The sequence below is a fragment of the Streptomyces sp. NPDC097981 genome (genome assembly GCF_040302565.1).
In the GTDB taxonomy this organism is placed as follows: domain Bacteria; phylum Actinomycetota; class Actinomycetes; order Streptomycetales; family Streptomycetaceae; genus Streptomyces.
This window is the reverse complement of sequence record NZ_JBEORW010000011.1, coordinates 138,178-161,194: the sequence shown is the minus strand read 5'-3', so window position 1 is coordinate 161,194 and position 23,017 is coordinate 138,178. Positions and strand designations below refer to the sequence as shown.

18 protein-coding genes and 2 pseudogenes are annotated in these 23,017 nt (G+C 71.7%); 15 read left to right on the top strand and 5 right to left on the bottom strand.

Going from position 1 to position 23,017, the window contains the following annotated elements; all coding sequences use genetic code 11:
- The first annotated feature begins 102 nt into the window (after positions 1–102).
- Entirely contained in the window at positions 103–1,683 is a 1,581-nt protein-coding gene (locus tag ABTY04_RS13800) for an acyl-CoA mutase large subunit family protein (RefSeq protein WP_352213565.1), read from the top strand.
- A 43-nt stretch (positions 1,684–1,726) separates the two neighbouring features.
- On the top strand, positions 1,727–2,389 hold the full coding sequence (leuE, locus tag ABTY04_RS13795) for a leucine efflux protein LeuE (protein WP_352213564.1): 663 nt from the start codon (positions 1,727–1,729) through the stop codon (positions 2,387–2,389).
- A gap of 18 nt (positions 2,390–2,407) precedes the next feature.
- Here the strand turns inward: leuE and ABTY04_RS13790 are convergent, their stop codons facing one another.
- Together ABTY04_RS13790 and ABTY04_RS13785 are read right to left on the bottom strand one after the other, a co-directional pair.
- Positions 2,408–3,772, bottom strand: coding sequence for a polysialyltransferase family glycosyltransferase (locus tag ABTY04_RS13790; RefSeq protein ID WP_352213563.1), 1,365 nt, complete (start codon positions 3,770–3,772; stop codon positions 2,408–2,410).
- Entirely contained in the window at positions 3,772–4,749 is a 978-nt protein-coding gene (locus ABTY04_RS13785; protein WP_352213562.1) for a glycosyltransferase family 2 protein, read from the bottom strand. The genes ABTY04_RS13790 and ABTY04_RS13785 overlap by 1 nt, the downstream gene beginning before the upstream one ends.
- Before the next feature lie 176 nt (positions 4,750–4,925).
- On the opposite strand from ABTY04_RS13785, the gene ABTY04_RS13780 reads away from it, so the two are divergent.
- The 12 genes and pseudogenes from ABTY04_RS13780 (at position 4,926) to ABTY04_RS13725 (ending at position 18,521) form a co-directional block, all read left to right on the top strand.
- On the top strand, positions 4,926–6,263 hold the full coding sequence (locus ABTY04_RS13780; RefSeq protein ID WP_352213561.1) for a DUF6716 putative glycosyltransferase: 1,338 nt from the start codon (positions 4,926–4,928) through the stop codon (positions 6,261–6,263).
- Positions 6,260–6,976: pseudogene (locus tag ABTY04_RS13775) on the top strand (acylneuraminate cytidylyltransferase family protein); the annotation flags it as partial. The gene ABTY04_RS13780 and the pseudogene ABTY04_RS13775, both read left to right, overlap by 4 nt.
- Before the next feature lie 47 nt (positions 6,977–7,023).
- The gene (locus ABTY04_RS13770) at positions 7,024–7,935 is read left to right on the top strand and encodes an N-acetylneuraminate synthase family protein (protein ID WP_352213560.1); all 912 of its coding nucleotides are present in this window, start codon (positions 7,024–7,026) and stop codon (positions 7,933–7,935) included.
- 64 nt (positions 7,936–7,999) lie between these two features.
- Positions 8,000–9,208 carry a hypothetical protein gene (locus tag ABTY04_RS13765; protein ID WP_352213559.1) on the top strand — a complete coding sequence of 403 codons (1,209 nt, stop codon included), beginning with the start codon at positions 8,000–8,002 and terminating at the stop codon, positions 9,206–9,208.
- A gap of 137 nt (positions 9,209–9,345) precedes the next feature.
- On the top strand, positions 9,346–10,590 hold the full coding sequence (locus ABTY04_RS13760) for an amidohydrolase (RefSeq protein ID WP_352213614.1): 1,245 nt from the start codon (positions 9,346–9,348) through the stop codon (positions 10,588–10,590).
- 218 nt (positions 10,591–10,808) lie between these two features.
- The gene (locus ABTY04_RS13755) at positions 10,809–11,873 is read left to right on the top strand and encodes a BMP family lipoprotein (protein ID WP_352213558.1); all 1,065 of its coding nucleotides are present in this window, start codon (positions 10,809–10,811) and stop codon (positions 11,871–11,873) included.
- Between the two features lie 249 nt (positions 11,874–12,122).
- Entirely contained in the window at positions 12,123–13,790 is a 1,668-nt protein-coding gene (locus ABTY04_RS13750; protein ID WP_352213613.1) for an ABC transporter ATP-binding protein, read from the top strand.
- Positions 13,787–14,902 carry an ABC transporter permease gene (locus ABTY04_RS13745; protein WP_352213557.1) on the top strand — a complete coding sequence of 372 codons (1,116 nt, stop codon included), beginning with the start codon at positions 13,787–13,789 and terminating at the stop codon, positions 14,900–14,902. The genes ABTY04_RS13750 and ABTY04_RS13745 overlap by 4 nt, the downstream gene beginning before the upstream one ends.
- Positions 14,899–16,164 carry an ABC transporter permease gene (locus tag ABTY04_RS13740; RefSeq protein WP_352213556.1) on the top strand — a complete coding sequence of 422 codons (1,266 nt, stop codon included), beginning with the start codon at positions 14,899–14,901 and terminating at the stop codon, positions 16,162–16,164. Before ABTY04_RS13745 ends, ABTY04_RS13740 begins: the two co-directional genes overlap by 4 nt.
- Positions 16,161–16,559, top strand: a complete 399-nt coding sequence (locus ABTY04_RS13735; RefSeq protein WP_352213555.1) for a cytidine deaminase — start codon at positions 16,161–16,163, stop codon at positions 16,557–16,559. The genes ABTY04_RS13740 and ABTY04_RS13735 overlap by 4 nt, the downstream gene beginning before the upstream one ends.
- 101 nt (positions 16,560–16,660) lie before the next feature.
- Positions 16,661–17,938 (top strand): thymidine phosphorylase, encoded by a 1,278-nt coding sequence (locus ABTY04_RS13730; protein ID WP_352213554.1) that lies wholly within the window; start codon positions 16,661–16,663, stop codon positions 17,936–17,938.
- Positions 17,939–18,185: 247 nt separating this feature from the next.
- Positions 18,186–18,521 carry an STAS domain-containing protein gene (locus ABTY04_RS13725; RefSeq protein WP_352213553.1) on the top strand — a complete coding sequence of 112 codons (336 nt, stop codon included), beginning with the start codon at positions 18,186–18,188 and terminating at the stop codon, positions 18,519–18,521.
- Here the strand turns inward: ABTY04_RS13725 and ABTY04_RS13720 are convergent.
- The 3 genes from ABTY04_RS13720 to ABTY04_RS13710 all read right to left on the bottom strand — a co-directional run bounded on the left by ABTY04_RS13720 (position 18,408) and on the right by ABTY04_RS13710 (position 21,635).
- The gene (locus tag ABTY04_RS13720; protein WP_352213552.1) at positions 18,408–19,427 is read right to left on the bottom strand and encodes a sigma-70 family RNA polymerase sigma factor; all 1,020 of its coding nucleotides are present in this window, start codon (positions 19,425–19,427) and stop codon (positions 18,408–18,410) included. The genes ABTY04_RS13725 and ABTY04_RS13720 overlap by 114 nt on opposite strands.
- Before the next feature lie 73 nt (positions 19,428–19,500).
- Complete coding sequence (locus ABTY04_RS13715; protein ID WP_352213612.1) at positions 19,501–20,208, bottom strand: L,D-transpeptidase family protein; 708 nt, start codon at positions 20,206–20,208, stop codon at positions 19,501–19,503.
- Between the two features lie 143 nt (positions 20,209–20,351).
- Positions 20,352–21,635, bottom strand: coding sequence for an MFS transporter (locus ABTY04_RS13710; RefSeq protein ID WP_352213551.1), 1,284 nt, complete (start codon positions 21,633–21,635; stop codon positions 20,352–20,354).
- Between the two features lie 63 nt (positions 21,636–21,698).
- Between ABTY04_RS13710 and ABTY04_RS13705 the strand changes: the two are divergent.
- Positions 21,699–22,655, top strand: a pseudogene (locus ABTY04_RS13705) (LysR family transcriptional regulator); the annotation flags it as partial.
- Positions 22,656–23,017: the final 362 nt, after the last annotated feature.

Sequence of the window (23,017 nt, the reverse complement as noted above, 5' to 3'; positions counted from 1 at the left end):
TGTTGCGCCATTGTGACCAGCGGCCGTCAGGGGACGGCCGGAGCCGTCGCGGGGAGGCTGCATCAGCCCCGGGGCCGTTCGCTCCACGGAGGGATGGGTCGCATGGCGAGTACCGAGAGCGGATTTCCGATCGAACCCGTCTACGGGCCGGGCGACCTGACGGGATGGGACCCGCAGGCCAAACTGGGTGAACCAGGGGCGTACCCGTACACGCGGGGGGTCTACCCGACGATGTACACCGGCAAGCCGTGGACGATGCGGCAGTACGCCGGGTTCGGGACGGCGGCCGAATCGAACGCCCGCTACCGGCAGCTCATCGCGGGCGGCGGCACCGGGCTGTCGGTCGCCTTCGACCTGCCGACGCAGATGGGCCACGACTCCGACGCGCCGCTCGCGCACGGCGAGGTCGGAAAGGTCGGCGTCGCGATCGACTCCGTCGAGGACATGCGCGTGCTGTTCGACGGGATCCCGCTCGACCGGGTGTCCACGTCCATGACGATCAACGCCCCGGCGGCGCTGCTGCTGCTGATGTACCAGCTGGTCGCCGAGGAGCACGGCATCGCGGGCGGGCAGCTGACCGGGACCGTTCAGAACGACGTGCTCAAGGAGTACATCGCGCGCGGCACCTACATCTTCCCGCCCGGGCCCTCGCTCCGTCTGACGGCCGACACCTTCCGCTACTGCAAGGCCGAGATCCCCCGCTGGAACACCATCTCCATCTCCGGCTACCACATGGCCGAGGCCGGGGCCTCGCCCGCGCAGGAGATCGCCTTCACGCTGGCGGACGCGATCGCGTACGTACGGACGGCGCTGGCCGCCGGGATGGAGGTCGACGGGTTCGCCCCGCGGCTCTCCTTCTTCTTCGTCGCCCGCACCACGCTGCTGGAGGAGGTCGCGAAGTTCCGGGCCGCACGGCGGATCTGGGCCCGGGTCATGCGCGAGGAGTTCGGGGCCCGGGACCCGAAGTCGCTGATGCTGCGCTTCCACACCCAGACGGCCGGGGTCCAGCTGACGGCGCAGCAGCCGGAGCTCAATCTCGTACGGGTGGCCGTGCAGGCACTCGGGGCGGTGCTGGGCGGCACGCAGTCGCTGCACACCAACTCCTTCGACGAGGCGATCGCACTGCCGACGGAGAAATCGGCGCGGCTGGCGCTGCGGACGCAGCAGGTGCTGGCGTACGAGACGGACGTGCCGCACACCGTCGACCCCTTCGCCGGCTCGTACGCGGTGGAGCGGATGACGGACGAGGTCGAGGCGGCGGCGCTCGCGCTGATGCAGCGGGTCGAGGACCTGGGCGGGGCGGTGGCCGCGATCGAGGCCGGCTTCCAGAAGGGGGAGATCGAGCGGAACGCCTACCGCATCGCGCTGGAGACGGACGGCGGCGAGCGCGTGGTCGTCGGGGTCAACCGCTTCACGCTGGACCAGGAGGAGCGGTACGAGCCGCTGCGCGTCGACCCGGCGATCGAGAACCGCCAGCGCGAGGCACTCGCAGCCCTGCGCGCGAACCGGGACGCCGAGGCGGTGTCGGCCGCCCTGGCCGCCCTCCGCGAAGCGGCATCGGGCGCGGCGAACGTCCTCTACCCGATGAAGGAGGCCCTGCGCGCCCGCGCCACGGTGGGCGAGGTCTGCAACGCCCTCCGGGAGGTGTGGGGGACGTACGAGCCGACGGATTCCACATCGTGAACTCCCTCGGTGACAGGTGCAACCCTATGCGACACTCCTGCCCATGCTGGGTGTCATCGATCTGCCGACCTATCTCGTCGGGCTCATACTGATCATTTTGCTGCCGGGGCCGAACTCGCTGTACGTGCTGTCCGTCGCGGCGCGCCGCGGGGTGCGGACCGGGTACAAGGCCGCCGCCGGGGTGTTCACCGGGGACGCCGTGCTGATGGCGCTCGCCGCCGCCGGGGCGGGGGCGCTGCTCCAGGCCAGTCCGGTGGCCTTCGGCATCGTCAAACTGTTCGGCGCCGGGTACCTGACCTGGCTCGCCGTCGGGATGATGCGCGGTGCGTGGGCGATGTGGCGCGGGCGGGCCGAGCAGGCGCAGGCCCCGGACCGGGCCCAGGCCCCGGCCGAGGCGGAGGGCGGCGAGGCGGAGCGGCCGTACCGGCGGGCGCTGCTGATCAGCCTCTTCAACCCGAAGGCCATCCTGTTCCTCGTCTCCTTCTTCGTGCAGTTCGTGAACCCGTCGTACGCCTACCCGGCGCTCTCCTTCCTGGTCCTGGGTGCGCTGCTCCAGCTCGGCAGCTTCCTGTACCTGACCCTGCTGATCTTCGGCGGCACCCGGCTGTCCGCGGCCTTCCGCCGCCGCAAGCGGCTCTCGGCCGGGGCCACCTCGGCGGCGGGCGTGCTCTTCCTCGGCTTCGCGGCCAAGCTCGCCGTCAGCTGAGCCGGCGGCCGGTCGCGGTCAGCGCGGGCGGGCCGGGCGCAGCCGCCGCAGCCGGCGGACCACGCGGCGGACGGCCGGGCTGTGCGGCAGGAAGGACAGCTGGGCCGGGATGCCGCCGGGCAGCCCGAGGGTGGTCAGCCGGCGGCGCTTGAAGTAGCGCCAGGTCCGGTCGTCCAGATGTGCGGCCAGATATCGTTCGGCCTCCGCGCGGCGCGCCGCCAGGATCTGCGGCTGCATGGTGAACCCGACCGCGGTGAGCAGCCCGGTCAGTGCCTCCCGGGCCTCCTCGGGCCCGGGCGCGGTCCAGCCGGCGACGGCCTCGGCGTCCGCGAGGGCGGGGAGCAGCGCGTCCACCACCGTCAGCGGGATCCGGTTGCTGTTCTGGTACGGGGCGAGGCGGGCCAGTACGGCCTCGGTCCCGGTGCGTGCGACCGGCAGCCCGTACAGGGTGGCCGCGGTCAGCAGTCCGGTGGAGAAGCAGCCGACGACCAGGGCGGGGCGCAGCTGCTGGTAGAGGGTCTCGGCCAGCACGGGGGCGGTCACCACGGTGAGCCGGGCGCCGAGCCGTTCGGCCTCGGCCTCGGCGCGCCGGGAGTACTCGGCAGGGGCGCTCGGGTGGGGTTTGAAGACGAGCTCCCGGTGGCCGAGGGCGTGCGCGCCCCGGACCATCGCCACGTGGAGGTCCTCCTCCTCCTGCGGGGAGAGCAGTTCGAGGGCGGACAGGTACTGGCCCAGCAGCAGTGCCGGTGCCTCGCCGATCCCGTCCGGCCCGGGTCCGTACGAGGGGAGTCCGGCCAGCACTTTCAGGAACTCCGGGGTCGGGACCAGCTCCGGCGGCACGCCGAACTCGGTGAGCAGCAGCGGTTCCAGACCCGGCACCAGGTCCAGGTGCAGGACGCGGCGCACGCGCATGCCGAGCTGCGGATCGAGGCGGAAGCGGGTGGGGCCGTAGCTCATCAGCCCGTCGGCGTAGACGTCCACGGCGGCGCCGGGGAAAAGGGTGCACAGGGTCCGGGCGGGCGGGACCTGGATCGACTCCACGATGAGCTCTACGCGGTCCTCGCCCAGTCCCCAGATCGCCCGGAGCTGGCGTTCCCACAGGGGGACGTCCTCGGGGCGCGGGGCCCAGGCACTGGGATGCTGCGGGGCGATGGCGGCGTTCCAGTCGAGCACCTCGTCGAAGCGGGTGCGCAGCGCGTCGAAGCCCGGCATGCCGGCGAGGCCGGGGGAGACCTCGGCGGCGAGGGCGTGGTTGCTGGTGAGCAGGATGCGGCGGCCGGCCGGCGGGAAGCTGCCCGCGTCGATTCCGGCGGCGAGCGTGGCCGTCCCGTAGAGCGTGGAGGCGAGGAAGATCTGGGTGCACCGGGTGTTCCGAGCGGGCATCAGGCAGCGGCTCCCGCTCGGGCGGGGCGGCGGCGCAGCCGGCGCAGCAGGCCGGAGCGCTGGGCGTCCATCTCGTCGAGGGCCTGGTTCAGAACGTTTCGGGGCATGCGTCCGAGGGCGGCCGTGCTCATGGAACGGAGTTTTTTGGCCACGGCCGGTTCGAACCTTTCGATGGACCCGATATGGTGCGCGATAATTGCACAATATGTTCGTACGGCTTTTGGCAGCAGAAGATCGCGATGAGGATCCTCGGCCGTATCCGCCAGGACCTGGTCGAATGCCCGGATGAAATCGAGCTGGCGCTCGTCCTTGATCTGCGTCAATGAGGTCGAGACGCCGCGCCGGTAGAAGATCCCCGGGAGTCCGACCGCCGCGAACGAGCCGGCCTCCCGGTGCAGCCGCCAGATCCACGGCCGGTCCTCGGCCGTCCGCAGCCCGTCGGTGAAGTGCAGCAGCCCGCGGTCGAGCAGCCGCCGGTGGTACATGCCGGCCCAGGCGTACGGATAGTCGACCGACGTGGCCCGCGAGGCGGGCAGGATTCCGGCGCGCGGATCGCCGACGACCAGCTGGGGACCGTACGGGACACGCCGCACGGAGCGCGTGCGGCCGCTCACCTGGACGTGGTCGTTGCGGACGAAATCGCAGCTCAGGGCCTCGATCACGGCCAGTGTGCGGGCCAGGTGGCCGGGCGCCAGCCAGTCGTCGCCGTCCAGGAAGGCCACGTACTCGCCGCGGGCCGCGTCCAGGCCGGTGTTCCGGGCGGTGGCCAGGCCGCCGTTCCGGTCGTGTCTGAGGTGCACCGCCCCGGGCAGCTCGCGCGCCGCCCGCTCCAGGAGTTCGGGCGTCCCGTCCGTCGAACAGTCGTCGACGAGCAGGAACTCGAAATCGTCCCGGGCATTGAGTGCGAGGCTTTTCAGGGCATCCGGTGCGTATGTCTGCACGTTGTAGAACGGCACGACAACAGAGAGCTTGAGCACCTGTCAGACATTAAGGCGCCGTCCGGCATTCACCATGGCCCGTATGCGGATTCCATGTGAACGACGCGGGGCGACCGCGTTAACCAGTGCGGTTTCGCATTAAGTCGACGGGTTGTTAACCCGCTGTTGTGCGCTCGTTGGGCCGATCACCGAAATCGCGGAATAGCTTCTGCCGGGTGCCAGTCAGCAATCGAGCAGCCTCTCGTACCCATACTCGCACTGCCCTTCGCGTCGCCGTACTCGCCGATTCCGATACGCGATGGAAATGGGGCGCACTCACCGCCCGCCGGCTCGTGACGCAGCCGCACCTCACCGGATACCTGCTCCGCGGCCGGGCCACCCCGACCGCGCGCCAGCTCGGCGAGGTGGGAGTCAGCGCCGACCGGCTCTCCGAGGTGACCTGCGCACAGTTCCTCGCGGAGATCGAGCGGGAACGCTACGACGTCGTCGTCCTCGCCCTCGTCGGCGGGGCCGTCCAGGCCGTCCTGCACGGGGTCCGCGCGCTGTGGCCGGAACCGGCCGCCCGCCCGGTGCTCGTCACCGGGTACGTGGGCGTCGTATACGAGAAGCTCGCCGACGGGCTGCTGCTGCGGCACGGCGCCGACCTCGTCCTCGCCAACTCCCGCCACGACGCCGGCCGCTTCCGCGCGGTCTACGAAGGCGTCGGCGCGGACGCCGACGCCGTCACCGAGACGGCCCTGCCGTTCCTGGACGGAGCCGCGTACGAGCAGGCCGGCAGCCGCGCCCACACCGTGGTCTTCGCCGTCCAGCCGTCCGTCCCCGAGAGCCGCGCCGACCGCGCGTACCTGCTGGAGCGGACGGCCCGGCACGCGCGGCTGCACCCGGAGCGCGAGGTGCTGATCAAGCTGCGCAGCCGGCCCGGGGAGCACACCACACACCTTGAGGAGCAGCCCTACCAGCGGCTCGCCGAGCGGATCCCCGGCGGACTGCCCGCCAACTGCCGCCTCGTCTACGGCAACATGGGCGAGGTCCTGGACGGCACCGACCTGCTGGTCACCGTCTCCTCCACCGCAGCCCTGGAATCCCTGCACCGCGGGATCCCGACGGCGGTCCTCACCGACCTCGGCATCCGCGAGGTGCTCGGCAACCACCACTTCCTCGGCTCGGGCTGCCTGGCGTCCTGGGACCAGCTGGACGCCGGCCTGCTGCCGCAGGGCGACCCGGACTGGCTGGCCGGCCAGGGCGTGAGCGGCGCCGAGGACTCCTTCGCCGCCGCCCGCGCCCGGCTCGACGAGCTGCTGGGGCGCGGGGTGCTCCCCGCCGTCGCCCCCTATTACACACGGACCACCGCGCCCGGGTACCTGCCCGGGATCCTGGCCCGGCACCACCTCGCCCCCGACGGGACCCCGCTGCCCGGCGCCGTCCGAGAGAGCGGCGGGGAGTCCCGGCTGCGCCGCCGGCTCCGCTCGTACCTGCGCGAGGCCGCCCGCGGGGCGTACCGCCACGGGGTGCAGCGCGTGGCCCCGGTGATCCGCCGGATGGGGGAGCTGTGAGCCCCGCCGCGGGCCCGGCGGAGCGCCCCGCCGCGCGCCCCCGCGTGCTGGCCGTGATCCCCGCCCGGGGCGGCTCCAAGGGGGTCCCCGGCAAGAACCTCGCCGAGGTGGCCGGAGTCCCGCTCGTCGTACGGGCCGTACAGGCCTGCCGGGGCGCCGCCACCGTCACCGACGTCGCGGTCTCCACGGACGCCGGACCCATCGCCGACGCAGCCCGCACCGCCGGGGCCGCCGCGATCCGCCGGCCCGCGGGGATCTCCGGGGACACCGCGAGCAGCGAAGCCGCCGTGCTGCACGCCCTCGACACCTTCGAGGAACTGCACTCCCTCACCGTGGACGTCGTCCTCCTCGTCCAGTGCACCAGCCCCTTCCTCACCCCATCCGACGTCGAGGCGGTCGCCGCCGCCGTCGCGTCCGGCGCGGCCGACTCGGCCCTGACCGTCGCCCCGTTCCACGGCTTCCTCTGGCGGGAGGCGCCCGACGGCGCCGGCAACGGCGTCAACCACGACAAGGCCGTACGCCCCCGCCGGCAGGACCGGCCCCGGGACCTGCTGGAGACCGGCGCCGCCTACGCCATGGACGCCGCCGGCTTCCGCGCCGCCCGGCACCGCTTCTTCGGGCGCACCCTCCCCGTCGCCACCGACCCCGCACGGGTGCTGGAGATCGACGACCCGCACGACCTGGCCCGCGCCCGCCTCCTCGCCCCCCTGTTCACACCCCCTGTGCACCCCCACGCACCGAACGAAGGACCTCACCTGCCATGACCGTCGCCACCCCCAACGCCCGTCTGCGCACCTTCGGCTCGCGCACCGCCGGCCCCGGCCGCCCCGTCTACGTCGTCGGCGAGATCGGCATCAACCACAACGGCGACCTCGGCAACGCCTTCGCCCTCATCGACGCCGCCGCCGACGCGGGCTGCGACGCCGTGAAGTTCCAGAAGCGCACCCCGGAGATCTGCACCCCGCGCGACCAGTGGGACATCGAGCGCGACACCCCCTGGGGCCGGATGGCGTACATCGACTACCGGCACCGCGTGGAGTTCGGCGAGGCCGAGTACCGCGCCATCGACGGGCACTGCGCCAAGCGCGGCATCGACTGGTTCGCCTCCCCGTGGGACACCGAGGCCGTCGCCTTCCTGGAGAAGTTCGACCTCCCCGCCCACAAGGCGGCCTCCGCCTCCCTCACCGACGACGAGCTGCTGCGCGCCCTGCGCGCCACCGGCCGCACCGTCGTCCTCTCCACCGGCATGTCCACCCCGAAGCAGATCCGGCACGCCGTGGAGGTGCTCGGCAGCGACAACATCCTGCTCTGCCACGCCACGTCGACGTACCCGGCCAAGGCGGAAGAGCTCAACCTGCGGGTGATCAACAGCCTTCAGGAGGAGTACCCCAACGTCCCCATCGGCTACTCCGGCCACGAGACGGGCCTGCAGACCACCCTCGCGGCCGTCGCCCTCGGAGCCGCGTTCGTCGAACGGCACATCACCCTCGACCGCGCCATGTGGGGCTCCGACCAGGCCGCCTCCGTGGAGCCGGGCGGCCTGGCCCGCCTGGTCCGCGACATCCGCACCATCGAGACCGCGCTCGGCGACGGCATCAAGCGCGTCTACGACTCCGAGCTCGGCCCAATGAAGAAGCTCCGCCGGGTCCAGGGCGAACTCGCCTCGGTCTGACCCGCGGTCCGTCCGGTGTCCGACCGGTACGGCGCCCCGCCCCGCCCCTGACGAGGAGTACGCGGTGACCCCCTCAGCCTCCACCCTGGCTTTCGTCGAGAGCCCGGTCCAGCTCCTGAACGTACTGGAGTGGGCGCACGCCGAAGCCGCCTGCGCACCCGGCAGCGCCCCGCTGCTCGGCGCCGTCCCCCGCCAGCCGGGCCCGCTCGCCACCCGCGGCCCCGCCACGGCGCCCGCCGCACCGCGCCCGGAACCCGCCGGCCGCGGTGCGGCGGGCGCGGCGCGCGCGGCGTCCTGGCTGCGGATCGTCGTGCTGCCCCCCACCGACCCCATGTCCCGCGGCCAGCTGCGCCGGATGGCGGGGCTGGCGCGGGACGAAGGGCACGAAGTCGGCTGGCAGGAGGCCCGCGGCGGCCGGCTGGCCCCCCTCAAGGCGCTCGCCGCGCTCGCCCGCGACGTGCGCGCGGCCCGCCGGGTCGTCGTCGGCGACCCCTTCTCCCGGTACGTGCAGCTCCTGCTCACCCTCGTACGGGCCGAGGAACTCGTGGTGGTCGACGACGGCACCGCCACCATGGAGTTCGTCGCCCAGACGGCCCGCGGCGAGCGCCTCGTGCGCTGGCACCGGGTCGGCGGCGGAGGCCTGCCCGGCCGCATCCGCGAGCTCGCGTACGCACCGGTCTCGGCCACCGCCCGGCGCCGCTTCACCCCGGCCGCGGGCACCGGACGCCGCGTCGAGGTGTTCAGCTCGATGCCCGTCACCGTGCACGGCGCCATGGCGCTGCGGGTCAACGATTTCGCCTGGACCCGCTCCCGGTTCGGCCCGCCGCGCCTGACCAAGGGCACCGACCTCGTCGGCACCTCCCTCGTGGAGACCGGCGTGGTCGACCCGGACCGCTACCTGGACGCCGTACGCGCCCTGACCCTGGAGCACGGCGCCACCCGCTACTTCGCGCACCGCCGCGAGTCCCCGGAGAAGCTGCGCGCGCTCAGCGAGACGACCGGGCTGGAGATCGTCCGCCCGGACCTGCCGCTGGAGCTGATCGCCCGGCGCGGACCGGTCGGCCGGACGATCGTCAGCTTTCCGTCCACGGTCGTCCACACCCTGCCGTACGCGCTGACCGGTACCGGTGTGACCGTCGCTGTATGCGATGTCGACCCGGCCTGGCTCACCGGCTCCGCCTCGCCGCGGGCCCGCAGCTTCCTCACCGGGGTCACCGAGACCGCCCGTGATGTGCACAGACTGCCTGCCCAGACGGCCCCTGCGGCTGGATGAGCGCGCGAGTTTACCCCCGCCTGCATCCGGTCATGCGTCCAGAGGTCTGGTTTTTTTCCCCTAACGGCATGAACTTTTGGTGATCTCCGACCAGTTGAGCCATTCGTGCGCCTACCCTTCAACGGGTGAACCAGTTGATGTCCCGCGAGTCCCAGACCGCCCTGCCCGGCACGCCCGACCGGCCCGAGCTGCCCGGCAAGCTTCCGGACCACCTGCGTGCCGAACTGATCGCCTTCCGCCGGGACTTGCACATGCACCCCGAGCTAGGACACCAGGAGTTCCGCACCACGGCGGCGATCAAGGCCCGGCTGGAGAAAGCCGGCCTGCGCCCACGCGTTCTGAAGTCCGGGACCGGCCTGATCTGTGACGTGGGCACCTGGGACGGGGGCCGGCCGATGCTGGCCCTCCGCGCGGACATCGACGGCCTGCCCATTCCGGACACGAAGACCCACGTCGCCTACCGCTCGACGTTCCCCGACCGCGCCCACGCCTGCGGCCACGACGTGCACACCGCCGTCGTCCTCGGCGCCGGCCTGGTCCTCGCCGACCTCGACCGGCAGGGCCTGCTGCCCCGCCCCGTACGGCTGCTGTTCCAGCCCGCCGAGGAGGTGCTCCCCGGCGGAGCCACCGACGCCATCGAAGCCGGCGTCCTCGACGGCGTGGGCAGGATCATCGCGGTGCACTGCGACCCGCGGGTCGACGCCGGGAAGATCGGGCTGCGGACCGGGCCCATCACCTCCGCCTGCGACCGGCTGGAGATCACGCTGGCCGGCCCCGGCGGGCACACCGCCCGACCGCACCTGACCACCGACCTGGTCACGGCCGCCGCCCGGGTCGCCGTCGACCTGCCGGCCGTGCTGTCCCGCCGGATGGACGCCCGCTCGGGCATGTCGATCACCTGGGGCCGGATCGAGGCCGGGCACGCCTGCAACGTGATCCCCATGCACGCCGAGCTGTCCGGGACGCTCCGCTGCCTGGACATCAACGCCTGGCACGAGGCGCCCGACCAGATCCACGCCGCGATCGACGAGATCGCTTCGATGCACCGGGCCAAGTCGGAGATCACCCACGTGCGCGGGGTGCCGCCGGTCGTCAACGACCCGGTGGTCACCGAGCTGCTGCGCGAGTCGATGGCGGCCCGGCTCGGCAACGAGTCGATCGAGGACACCGAGCAGAGCCTCGGCGGGGAAGACTTCTCCTGGTACCTCGAACACGTCCCCGGCGCCATGGCCCGGCTGGGTGTGCACACCCCGGGCGTGAGCGCGAAGCGCGATCTGCACCGGGGCGACTTCGATGTGGACGAGTCCGCGATCGGGGTCGGAGTGGAGTTCTTCACGGCCGCCGCACTGCTCGACGGACGCCGTTCGAGGGCGATCGGGTAAAAGTTCGTACAACATTTGAGCGCCTGCCGTCACACCTGTCCAGCCCTTGGTACACAAGGGCTGGGCGCGTAGGCAGTCACCAATCGGTCACTGTCCGATTCGCGACGATCCGATAACGACTCATGAACAGCCCTTTAACTGACATCTACGCGCGTTACGATCGCCGCTACACCAGCGCCGGTCGTGGCGCTTCGGTCAGGTTTTGAAGGAGCCTCCCCTTGCGCCGGATCACCAGGATCGCCACCGTGGGCATCGCGTCCGCGGCGCTGGCCCTCTCGGCCACCGCCTGTGGCGGAAAGAAGTCGTCGGACACCTCGTCCTCCCCGTCCTCCTCCTCCTCTTCCGCGAAGGCGATCGCCCTCGCGTACGACATCGGCGGCCGCGGCGACCAGTCGTTCAACGACGCCGCCTACGCCGGCCTGCAGAAGGCCGTGAAGGAGCTGGGCGTCAAGGGCAGCGAGGCCGAGCCCACCGAAGGCGAGGGCGAGGCCGACAAGGTCCAGCGCCTCACCGAGCTGGCCCGCAAGGGCAACAACCCGGTCATCGGCGTCGGTTTCTCCTACGCCCCGGCCATCAAGAAGGTCGCGCCGAAGTTCCCGAACACCACGTTCGGCATCATCGATGACACCTCCGTCACCGGCCCGAACATCGCCAACCTGGTGTTCAGCGAGGAGCAGGGCTCCTACCTGGCCGGCGTCGCCGCCGCCAAGGCCTCCAAGACCGGCACTGTCGGCTTCATCGGCGGTGTCGAGGTTCCGCTGATCAAGAAGTTCGAGGCGGGCTTCACTCAGGGCGTCAAGGACACCAACCCCAACGCCAAGGTGCTGAGCCAGTACCTGACGCAGCCCCCGAACTTCGACGGCTTCTCCAAGCCCGACCTCGGCAAGGCCGCCGCCCAGGGCCAGCTCGACGCCGGCGCCGACGTGATCTACGCCGCTGCCGGTCTCGCGGGCTCGGGTGCCATCGAGGCCACCGCCGGCAAGGGCAAGTGGGCCATCGGTGTCGACTCCGACCAGTACAACCAGGCCGGTCTGTCGAAGTACAAGGACCACATCCTGACCTCGGTCACCAAGGACGTCTCCGACGCGGTCTTCAACGAGATCAAGTCGGTCCAGGACGGCAAGCCGGGCATCGGTGAGATCCGCTACGGCCTGGACAAGGACGGCGTCGGCCTGGCCGACTCCAACCCCGAGTACAAGAAGATGACCGACCTCACCGCCGCCGTGGAGAAGGCGAAGGCCGACATCATCGCGAAGAAGATCACCGTCAAGACCGCGCCGTAAGGCATCGTCTGACGTGCAGTAAGTGGTCTCCGGGGTCCGGGAAGCGGTCTCTACCGCTCCCGGACCCCGCCCCTGTTCCGTGTCGCTTGTGGCCACTTGGCCGCAAGTTTTCACTTTCGACAGTGCTACGCGCGTAGAGGCATCGTGGACGCGATACCGTCCTCCTCCCGCCCACCCGCCCGGCCGATCTTCGCCCTGCCCCCCGTCAACTCGGCTTTCCAGCTCCTTCCGCGCCAAGGAGAGTGCGTCATCAACGCGTCCAGCCCGCCCCCCGCCGTAGAACTTCACGGCATCACCAAGCGCTTCCCCGGCGTCGTCGCCAACAAGGACATCGCGATCACCGTCCGCAAGGGCACGGTCCACGCCCTCATCGGTGAGAACGGTGCCGGCAAGTCGACCCTGATGAAGATCCTTTACGGCATGCAGAAGCCGGACGAGGGCACCATCGCCATCGACGGGGAGCAGGTCACCTTCGCCAACCCCGGCGACGCCATCGCCCGCGGCATCGGCATGGTGCACCAGCACTTCATGCTCGCCGACAACCTCACCGTCCTGGAGAACGTCGTCCTCGGCGGCGAGAAGCTCCACGGCATCGGTTCCAAGGCCCGCAAGAAGATCCTGGAGATCTCGGACGCGTACGGCCTCGGCGTGCGTCCGGACGCCCTGATCGAGGACCTCGGCGTCGCCGACCGCCAGCGCGTGGAGATCCTCAAGGTCCTCTACCGCGGCGCCCGCACCCTCATCCTCGACGAGCCCACCGCGGTGCTCGTGCCGCAGGAAGTGGACGCGCTCTTCGACAACCTGCGCGAGCTCAAGGCCGAGGGCCTCACCGTCATCTTCATCTCGCACAAGCTCGGCGAGGTGCTGAAGGTCGCCGACGACATCACCGTCATCCGCCGCGGCACCACGGTCGGCACCGCCGACCCGAAGACCGCGACGACCAAGCACCTCGCGGAGCTGATGGTCGGCGCGGAGCTCCCCTCGCCGGAGACCCGCGAGTCCACGGTGACCACCACCCCGATGCTCCAGGTCGAGAAGCTGACCGTCGTCGAGCACGGCATGCCGGTCGCCACCGAGGACACCGCCCGCACGCCGGGCCTGCCGGACGCCGACGTGCACGAGCACGTCGAGGTCGGCCGCCTCCTCCTCGACGGGATCACCTTCACGATCCACAAGGGCGAGGTCCTCGGCATCGCCGGTGTCGAGGGCAACGGCCAGACCGAGCTGATCGAAGCCCTCATGGGCATGCTCAGCCCGGACTCGGGTGTCATCACCCTGGACGGCACGGACATCACGAAGGCGCCGGTGCGCAAGCGCCGCGAGGGCGGCATCGGGTACATCCCCGAGGACCGCCACCGCCATGGCCTGCTGCTGGAATCCCCGCTGTGGGAGAACCGCATCCTCGGCCACGTCACCGAGGCGCCCAACTCCAAGCGCGGCATCATCGACCCGAAGGCCGCCCGCAAGGACACCGAGCGGATCGTGCGCGAGTACGACGTCCGCACGCCCGGCATCGAGGTCACCGCGGCCTCCCTCTCGGGAGGCAACCAGCAGAAGCTGATCGTCGGCCGCGAGATGAGCCACAACCCGAAGTTCCTCATCGCCGCCCACCCCACCCGCGGTGTGGACGTCGGCGCGCAGGCACAGATCTGGGACGCGATCCGCGACGCCCGCCGCGAAGGCCTGGCGGTCCTGCTGATCTCCGCGGACCTGGACGAGCTGATCGGCCTGTCCGACACCCTGCGCGTGATCTACCGCGGCCGCCTGGTGGCGGACGCCGACCCCGCGACCGTCACCCCCGAAGAGCTCGGCACCGCCATGACGGGCGCCGCCTCCGGGACCCTGGAAGCCACCGACAACCACTCCGCCGCCGGTACCGACGCTGGTACCGACTCCCCGGAGGACGAGGCCCGATGAAGAAATTCGACAAGGACCGGCTGCTCCTCGGCTTCGCCGGGCCCGCTCTCGCACTGGTCACCGCGTTCCTGCTGACCATGGTCGTACTGGCCGCGACGGGTGTGGACCCGATCGAGCCGCTGCGCCTGATGGTGGAGAACGCCGGCTACGAGGACGTCCAGGTCCTCATCGTGAACCAGGCCGGCACGTACTACCTGGCGGCCCTGGCCGTGGCCATCGGCTTCCGGATGAACCTCTTCAACATCGGCGTCGACGGCCAGTACCGCCTCGCGGCGATGCTGTCCGCGGTGGTCGGCGCGGCCGTCACGCTGCCCGGCCCGCTGCAGATCCTGATGATCGTCGTCGTCGCCATGTGCGTCGGTGCGTTCTGGGCCGGCATCGCCGGCATCCTCAAGGCCAAGCGCGGCGTCAGCGAGGTCGTGTCCACGATCATGCTGAACGCCATCGCGACCAGCCTGATCGCCTGGCTGATCCTGCCGAAGAACCTCGGCGTCCAGCCGGCCGGCTCCAACGACCTCACCACCGGTGACATCCCGGACGCCGGCTGGTTCCCGGCCGTCGACCTCGGCGAGGGCCTGGAGATCTACGGCTTCACCTTCATCGCGTTCGCGCTGGGCATCGTCTACTGGTTCGTGCTCAACCGGACCCGCTTCGGCTTCGACCTGCGCGCCACCGGCGCCAGCGAGTCCGCCGCCCAGGCCTCCGGTGTGGACGCCAAGAAGATGATCATCACCTCGATGCTCATCTCCGGCGCCGTCGCCGGCCTCGCCGGCATGCCGGTGCTGCTCGGCGAGAGCCACACGTACAGCCTGGCCTTCCCGGTCGGTGTCGGCTTCACCGGCATCACCATCGCGCTGCTCGGGCGCAACAGCCCGATCGGCATCTTCTTCGCCGCCTTCCTGATGGCCTTCATCGACAAGGCCTCGGCCTCGCTCGACACGGCCGGGTACGCGAAGGAGATCGGCACGATCATGAAGGGCCTGATCGTGATCGCGGTTGTCGTCTCGTACGAGCTCGTCCGCCGCTACGGCATCCGCCGCCAGCAGCAGAAGGTCGGCGAGGAGCTGGCCGCAGGCCACGCCATCAAGACCGATAAGGAGGTCGCGGCGTGAGCACCAGCACCGTCTCCGCGACGAGCGCCGCCCCCAAGAAGGCGGGCGGCCGCAAGAAGCTCACCCTGCCGTGGATCATGCTGATCATCGCGGGCGGGCTCGCGCTCGTCTCGCTGGTCCGCGTGATCAGCGGAGCCAACGACCTGACCTCCATCGGCCAGGTCTCCGGAGCCCTCCAGCTCGCGGTGCCGATCGGCCTCGCCGGCCTCGGCGGCCTGTGGGCCGAGCGCGCGGGCGTCGTCAACATCGGCCTTGAGGGCATGATGATCCTCGGCACCTGGTTCGGTGCCTGGGCCGGCTACCAGTGGGGCCCCTGGACCGGCGTCGTGCTCGGCATCCTGGGCGGCGCCATCGGCGGCCTGCTGCACGCGATCATCACGGTCACGTTCAACGTCAACCACATCGTCTCCGGTGTGGCCGTCAACATCCTCGCGCTGGGCTTCACGCAGTACCTGTCGAACTTCACCTTCGCCAACGCGCCCGGCGGCTCCTCCAAGCAGTCGCCGCGCGTCGAGGAGATCTACAAGATCACAGTGCCGGGGCTGTCCGACTGGATGGCCACGCTCCAGGCCAAGCACTGGTTCTTCGTCTCGGACCTCGCCGGCGTCGTCGGCGGCCTGGTCACCGAGCTCTCGCTGCTGACCGTCGTCGCCCTGCTGCTGATCCCGGGCACCTGGTGGGTGTTGTGGCGCACCGCCTTCGGCCTGCGCCTGCGCTCGTGCGGTGAGAACCCCGTCGCCGCCGAGTCCCTCGGCGTCAACGTCTACAAGTACAAGTACATCGCCGTGATCGTCTCCGGCGGCCTGGCGGGCCTCGGCGGCGTGTTCCTGTCGATCGTCGCCAGCCCCATCTATCAGGAGGGCCAGACCGGCGGCCGCGGCTACATCGGTCTCGCCGCGATGATCTTCGGTAACTGGATGCCGGGCGGCATGGCGCTGGGCGCCGGCCTCTTCGGCTTCACCGACAGCCTCAAGCTGCGCGGTGGCGCCGAGAACGTCCACGCGATGCTGCTGCTCATCGCGATCCTGCTGGTGCTGGTCTGCGCCTGGCAGCTGTACAAGAAGAAGCACTTCCAGGGAGCCCTCTCGGGCGTCTGCGCCGGCGGGCTGTTCCTCTGGTACGCGCTCACCGACGCGGTCCCGAGCCAGTTCGTCGACGCGGCCCCGTACCTGACGACGCTGCTGGTGCTGGCCCTGTCGGCGCAGCGGCTGCGGATGCCGAAGGCGGACGGCCTGCCGTACCGCAAGGGCCAGGGCAAGTGACGCCCGCTCCGCACGTGGACTGGGAGGCCCTGCGGGAGGCCGCCCGGGACGCCATGTCCCGGGCGTACGCCCCGTACTCGGGCTTCCCGGTCGGCGTCGCCGCCCTCGTGGACGACGGCCGCACGGTCGTCGGCTGCAACGTGGAGAACGCCAGCTACGGGCTCGGCCTGTGCGCCGAGTGCGGGCTGGTCTCCTCCCTGCAGGCCACCGGCGGCGGCCGCCTGACGCACTTCACCTGCGTCGACGGCAAGGGCGAGAAGCTCGTCCCGTGCGGCCGCTGCCGCCAGCTGCTCTTCGAATTCGGCGGACCGGACCTGCTGGTGGACACCCCGAACGGGATCCTCCCGCTGGCCGAGATGCTGCCGCAGGCCTTCGGGCCGGACCACCTGAGATAGCCGTGCCGACGGCCCTTCGCCCCCTGCCGGGCGAAGGGCCGTCGTCTTCTCCGGAATCCCTCTCCTCACCCCCTCTCTATGCGCGTAGAAGGAAGCACCACATGGACGTCATCTCCGTCATCCGTACGAAGCGGGACCGCGGCGAGCTGAGCCCCGAGCAGATCGACTGGGTCATCGACGCCTACACCCGCGGTGTCGTCGCCGACGAGCAGATGTCGGCGCTGGCGATGGCCATCCTGCTCAACGGCATGAACCGGGCCGAGATCAAGCGCTGGACCGCCGCGATGATCGCGTCGGGCGAGCGGATGAACTTCGACTCCCTGTCCCGCCCGACCGCGGACAAGCACTCCACGGGCGGCGTCGGCGACAAGATCACCCTCCCGCTGGCCCCGCTCGTCGCCGCCTGCGGCGCGGCAGTGCCGCAGCTGTCGGGCCGGGGCCTCGGCCACACCGGCGGCACCCTGGACAAGCTGGAGTCCATCCCCGGCTGGCGCGCACTGCTCTCCAACGAGGAGATGCTGCACGTCCTGGACACCACCGGCGCGGTCATCTGCGCGGCGGGCGACGGCCTGGCCCCGGCCGACAAGAAGCTGTACGCGCTGCGCGACGTGACGGGCACCGTCGAGGCCATCCCGCTGATCGCCTCCTCGATCATGTCGAAGAAGATCGCCGAGGGCACGGGCTCGCTCGTCCTCGACGTGAAGGTCGGCACCGGCGCGTTCATGAAGAACATCGAGGACGCGCGCGAGCTCGCCTCGACGATGGTCGCCCTCGGCACCGACAGCGGCGTCAAGACGATCGCCCTGCTCACCGACATGTCCACGCCGCTCGGCCTGACGGCCGGCAACGCGCTGGAGATCCGCGAGTCGGTCGAGGTCCTGGCCGGCGGCGGCCCCTCCGACGTCGTCGACCTGACCCTGGCGCTGGCGCGCGAGATGCTGGACGCGGCGGGCATCAAGGACGCCGACCCGGCCAAGGCCCTGGCGGACGGCTCCGCGATGGACGTGTGGCGCCGGATGATCGCGGCCCAGGGCGGCGACCCGGACGCGGCCCTGCCGGTCGCCCGCGAGCAGCACGTCGTCACCGCCCCCGAGTCGGGCGTCCTGACCCGCCTCGACGCGTACGGCGTGGGCGCCGGCGCCTGGCGCCTGGGCGCCGGCCGTGCGCGCAAGGAGGACCCGGTGCAGGCGGGCGCGGGCATCGAACTGCACGCGAAGCCCGGCGACACGGTCACCGCGGGCCAGCCCCTGATGACCCTGCACACGGACACCCCGGAGAAGTTCGAGTACGCCCTGGCCTCCCTGGAGGGCGCGTACGACATCGCCCCGGCGGGCACGGCGTTCTCCGCCACGCCGATCGTGCTGGACCGCATCGCCTGACCTGCGGATTCCCTTACGGGTGAACGGGACCGGCGGACCTGCGCCGGTCCCGTTCGGCATGCTGGGACCGGGTACGGCGAGCCGGAGAACGGGCTCCACCGGGTGCTGCAGGCGGGCAGGTTCGGGGAGACCTTCCACCTCCCAGCACCGTTCGGCCTCAAGCTGGACACGTCCCTCTTCCCCACGCTTCGAAGCAGGCAGGCCGCCGGCGCCGATGAGTTCCTGCGGCCCCGGCAGTCACCCCTTCGTGGAGATCACCCGACTTGTGCTGCCCGGACCCGGCCCGACCTCGCAGGACGCGGCGCGGCTGTGCACCCGCCTGGCCCGGCTGTACGACGCCGGGGCCGCGGCGGTGGTGTGCGACGCCGCAGCCGTCACCGCGCCGGGTCTGGCCACCGTCGAGGTGCTGGCCCGGCTGCGGCTCGCCGCCCGGGGCCGGCCGTTCCGGGTCACCGGCGCCGGTCCCGCCCTACGCGCCCTGCTGCACCTCGTCGGACTCGTCGAGTTGCTCGGGGAGCCCGAAGAGGGGGAACCAGCGGTCGGTGTCCAGGAAGGCGTTGAGCCCGACGATCCTGCCGTCTGAGATCTCCAGGACCTGGAGCGCCCACGGAACGCGGCCCGGCTTCCCGCCCTCCCGGGGCCGGTACTGGCCGAAGGCCGGCAGGCCGTTCGCCGTGGTCGGGACCAGTCGGGAGCCCTTGCAGCCGATGCCCTGGTTCAGGTGCCAGGCCGCGATGTCCGCAGCCCCCTGGAGCCACAGGTCGAACGGCGGCATCGACAGCACCGCGTCCTCGTGCAGCAGGGTGGTCAGCCGCGAGATGTCGTACGCCTCGAAGGCGGACAGGTACTGCTCCAGCAGCTTCACCTGCTCCGCGTCCAGCGGGTCCGCAGCCTCGCTCTCGCGCATGCGGGTGGCGGCCATCGTCGCCCGGGCCCGCTGGAGGGCGCTGTTCACCGATGCCACCGTCGTGTCCAGCAGCGTCGCGACCTCGTCCGCCTTCCACGCCAGTACCTCGCGCAGGATCAGCACCGCCCGCTGCTTCGCCGGCAGGTGCTGCAGCGCCGCCACGAAAGCCAGCCGTACGGACTCCTTCGCCAGCGCCGCCTCCGCCGGATCGGCGGTCTGCGGCAGCACCCGCCCGTCCGGGACCGGCTCCAGCCACGTCGACTCGGGGCTCTGGCTCAGCACCGCGGAGGCCTGGTGCTGGGGGGCGCTGAGGTCCATCGGGCGGGCCCGCCTGTTCCCCGCGCTCAGCAGGTCCAGACAGACGTTGGTGGCGATCCGGTACAGCCACGACCGCAGCGAGGAGCGTCCCTCGAACTTGGCGTGGCTGCGCCAGGCGCGGACGTACGTGTCCTGCACCGCGTCCTCGGCGTCGAAGGAGGACCCGAGCATGCGGTAGCAGTAGCCCGTCAGCTCGACCCGGTAGCGGTCCATCGCCGCATCCAGGTCGGACTCGGCGGCGGTTCCGGTCGCGAGGTCACCCATGGCTGTCGTCCCCCAGTAGATCCGATACCCCGAAGCTACCGGAGGGGTACGACAACGGCAGCCGGACGGCGTCTCAGGTGCCGGGCTTGCGGCCGTACACGTACACGTCGTCGCCCTTGCCCAGCAGGTTCCAGTACGCCTTGGCGTCGGCGAGGCGCATGTTCACGCAGCCGCCGGAGCCCGGCGGGTTCCACATGCTCTTGTCGACGGAGTGGAAGGCGATCCCGCCGTCGAAGAACTGTGCGTACGGCATCTCCACGTCGTAGATCGTCGACCAGTGGTCGATGCTGCGGTAGTAGATCTGCTTCAGCCCGGTCCGGGTCTCCGTTCCCGCCTTCCCGGTGCGGACCGGGACCGGGCCGTACTTCAGCGTGGCGCCGTCCTGGACCCAGCTGAGCTGGCGGGTCAGGTCGACGCAGGCGATCCGGCCCAGGTTCACCGGGCACTTCCCGTCCTTGTTCGGCGTGGTGCCCGCCGCCTGCTGCGCCAGCATGACGCTCATCGTCTGCCAGGTGAGCGGACCGGCGTACCCCGCGGTCGGAGTGATGCCGTGCTTCGTCTGGAACGCCTTGATCGCCTGGCAGTCGGCCGCGGACTGCCATCCGTCGACCGGCCGCCCCAGGAACTGCTCCACCTGCCGCTGGTACGGCCCCGTGGTCACGTTGCACGAGGCGGCCGCCTGCGCCGTCCCGGCGCCGCCGACCAGCACCGGGGCCGCGAGCGCCACCGCCCCGCAGGCCACCGCCGCCGCCCGCCGCCCCGTACGCATCCGCATCCGCATGGATTTCACGTCGTACTCCCTCCCACCCCCCACTCCTTCCCGGCCCGGAGGCGCAACGCGCCGGAGCCCGGAGCGGGTTGGGCTCCGGGCTCCGTAAATCGCCTCGTACCGATGCCGTACGGGCGGATGCGCGCGCCGTCGTATCAGCGGGCCGCCGCCAGCGAGGTGAGGCGGCGCTCCGCGCGCGCCGCGTGCGAGCCGTACAGGGTGATCGACACGACGCCGAGCACGGCCAGCAGCGCAATGCCCACCGTCGCCGCCCAGCCCGCCGAGTGGTAGGCGAGCGCACCGAGCGTGCCGCCCGCGCTGGAGCCCAGGTAGTACGCCGACTGGTACAGCGCCGAGGCCTGTGCCCGGCCCGACTTCGCCGTCCGGCTCACCGCCGCGGACGCCACCGCGTGGCCCGCGAAGAAGCCGGCGGTGATCAGGACCAGCCCGGCCAGGATCGCCGCCAGCGAGTCCGCCAGCGACAGCAGCAGGCCCAGCGCGGTCGTGGTCACCGCCAGGTACAGCGCGCCGCGCCGCCCCGTACGGGCCACCAGCTGCCCGGCGGCGGCCGAGGAGACCGTGCCGACCAGGTAGATCAGGAAGATCGACCCGATCACGCCCTGCCCGAGGGAGAACGGCTCGTTGACCAGCCGGTAGCCGATGACGGTGTAGACGGCGCCGAAGACGGTCATGAACAGCGCGCCGATCCCGTACAGCCGCATCAGCAGCGGATCGCGCAGGTGGCCGGCGACGCTGCGGCCGACCGCGCGCGGGTTCAGCGAGGCCGGGCGGAAGAACCGGGCCCGGGGGAGCAGGACGAGGAACGCCGCGGCGCAGGCCAGCGCCATGAGGCCGACGGCCAGCAGCCCGCCGCGCCAGCCCCATACCTGGGCCGCCCAGCCGGTGACGAGGCGGCCGCTCATGCCGCCGATGGAATTGCCCGCCACGAACAGGCCGATCGCGCCCACCAGCGCCTTCGGCCGGACCTCTTCCGCCAGGTACGCCATCGCGGAGGCCGGGATGCCGGCGATCGCCGCGCCCTGGACGGCGCGCAGCACCACCAGCCACTCCAGGTTCGGCGCGAACGGCACGAGGAGGCCGACGCCGACGGCGACGATCATGGAGACCGTCATCATCCGGGTCCGTCCGAAGCGCTCGGAGAGCGCGCTGAGCGGCAGGACGAACAGGGCGAGGGCGCCGGTGGCCGCGGACACCGTCCAGCTGGCCTGACCCGCCGTCACCCCGAACCCCTCGGAGATCGCGGGCAGCAGCGCCTGGGTGGAGTAGAGGAGGGCGAACGTCGCGAGTCCGGCGGCGAAGAGCGCGAGGCTCATCCGGCGGTAGCCGGGGCGGCCGGGGGAGCGGGGTTCCGGTGCGGCAGGGGACGGCGGGGTGGAGGCACCCGTGATGACGGGTGCCCCGGTATGAACGGGAGGCATGCAACGACCGTAGACCCGTCCCGTTTCATGCGTCCAATGCGCAAAATCGCGATAATCGTTCCACTGGCGCATCAGCACAGCTCAGGAGGGCGCATGTCAACGAACCGTTACGAAGAAGACATGGCTGTGACAGGTTTGCTGGCCCCGAGGCTGACGTACTTCGCCGCCGTGGCCCGCCACGAGCACGTCACCCGCGCCGCGCACGAACTGGGCGTCCCGCAGTCCACCCTGTCCCGGGCCATGGTCCGGCTCGAACAGGACCTGGGCGTCACGCTGTTCGCCCGCAAGGGCCGTACTGTCGCGCTCACCACGGCCGGCCGGACCTTCCTGGCCTCGGCCGAGCGGGCCCTCGCCGAGATCGCCCGCGCCGCCGAGTCGGTGCAGCAGGACGCCGACCCGGCCTTCGGCAAAGTGGCGTTCGGCTTCCTGCACACCCTCGGCCCCGAGACCGTACCCGGCCTGATCCGCGCCTTCCGCGCCGACCACCCGCGCGTGCGCTTCTCCCTGGTCCAGAACTACGGCGAGGCCATGCTGGAGAAGCTGCGGGCCGGCGAGCTCGACCTCTGCCTGACCTCGCCGCTCCCCGTCGCACCCGACCTGGTCGCCCGCCGCCTGGACGAGCAGCGGCTGCGGCTCGTCGTCCCCGACGACCACCGCCTGGCCACCCGCAAGCGCATCCGCCTCGCCGAGGCCGCCGAGGAAACCTTCGTCACCCTGGAAGCCGGCTACGGTCTGCGCCGCATCACCGACGACCTGTGCGCGGAGGCCGGGTTCACCCCCCGGGTGGCCTTCGAGGGCGAGGAGGCCGAGACCCTGCGCGGCCTGGTCGCGGCGGGCCTCGGCGTGGCCCTGCTGCCGCCGCCGGCCGTGCCCCGCCCCGGCGTGGTCGAGCTGACGGTGACGGCCCCGCGCGCGGTCCGCGAGATCGGTGTCGCCTGGCTCGACGGCCACCCCGACACCATGCCGGTCGCCGAGTTCAAGCGGTTCCTGCTGTCCCGGCGCGGCCGGCTGATCCCGGAGCTGCACGGCGGCCCCGCCCAGGAGCCGGCACAGCCCCCGGGAGCGGGAGCGGGAGCGGCATCGGGCCCGGGGGCCGCGGCGGGAGGCGCCGCCGAGGAGGGCAAGTAGCCTGCCTGGGAACGGGACGTGGCGCCGATCGCCCGCATGGTCTGCGCGCAGACACCGGCGCAAGGCGCTCACTGGCGAGGTGCCGGCCCGGATCCCGCAGCGAGTCCTTCCTGCGCGCCGACGACGCGACCCCCGGGGGCCTGTGTCCGGGCTGAGGTCCGCCGGTCCGCCACGGTCCCGCCCCCCCCGGGCGCCCTGGCGGCCTTCACGAACCCGGTGTGGCTGCCCGTCGACTGAGGCCTGCCGGGGAATGC

Coding starts and splice junctions, on each gene's coding strand:
- ABTY04_RS13800 (WP_352213565.1), top strand. CDS start 103: ATGGCGAGTACCGAGAGCGGATTTCCGATCGAACCCGTCTACGGGCCG.
- leuE (WP_352213564.1), top strand. CDS start 1,727: ATGCTGGGTGTCATCGATCTGCCGACCTATCTCGTCGGGCTCATACTG.
- ABTY04_RS13790 (WP_352213563.1), bottom strand. CDS start 3,772: ATGCCCGCTCGGAACACCCGGTGCACCCAGATCTTCCTCGCCTCCACG.
- ABTY04_RS13770 (WP_352213560.1), top strand. CDS start 7,024: ATGACCGTCGCCACCCCCAACGCCCGTCTGCGCACCTTCGGCTCGCGC.
- ABTY04_RS13760 (WP_352213614.1), top strand. CDS start 9,346: ATGTCCCGCGAGTCCCAGACCGCCCTGCCCGGCACGCCCGACCGGCCC.
- ABTY04_RS13745 (WP_352213557.1), top strand. CDS start 13,787: ATGAAGAAATTCGACAAGGACCGGCTGCTCCTCGGCTTCGCCGGGCCC.
- ABTY04_RS13730 (WP_352213554.1), top strand. CDS start 16,661: ATGGACGTCATCTCCGTCATCCGTACGAAGCGGGACCGCGGCGAGCTG.
- ABTY04_RS13720 (WP_352213552.1), bottom strand. CDS start 19,427: ATGGGTGACCTCGCGACCGGAACCGCCGCCGAGTCCGACCTGGATGCG.
- ABTY04_RS13715 (WP_352213612.1), bottom strand. CDS start 20,208: ATGCGGATGCGGATGCGTACGGGGCGGCGGGCGGCGGCGGTGGCCTGC.
- ABTY04_RS13710 (WP_352213551.1), bottom strand. CDS start 21,635: ATGCCTCCCGTTCATACCGGGGCACCCGTCATCACGGGTGCCTCCACC.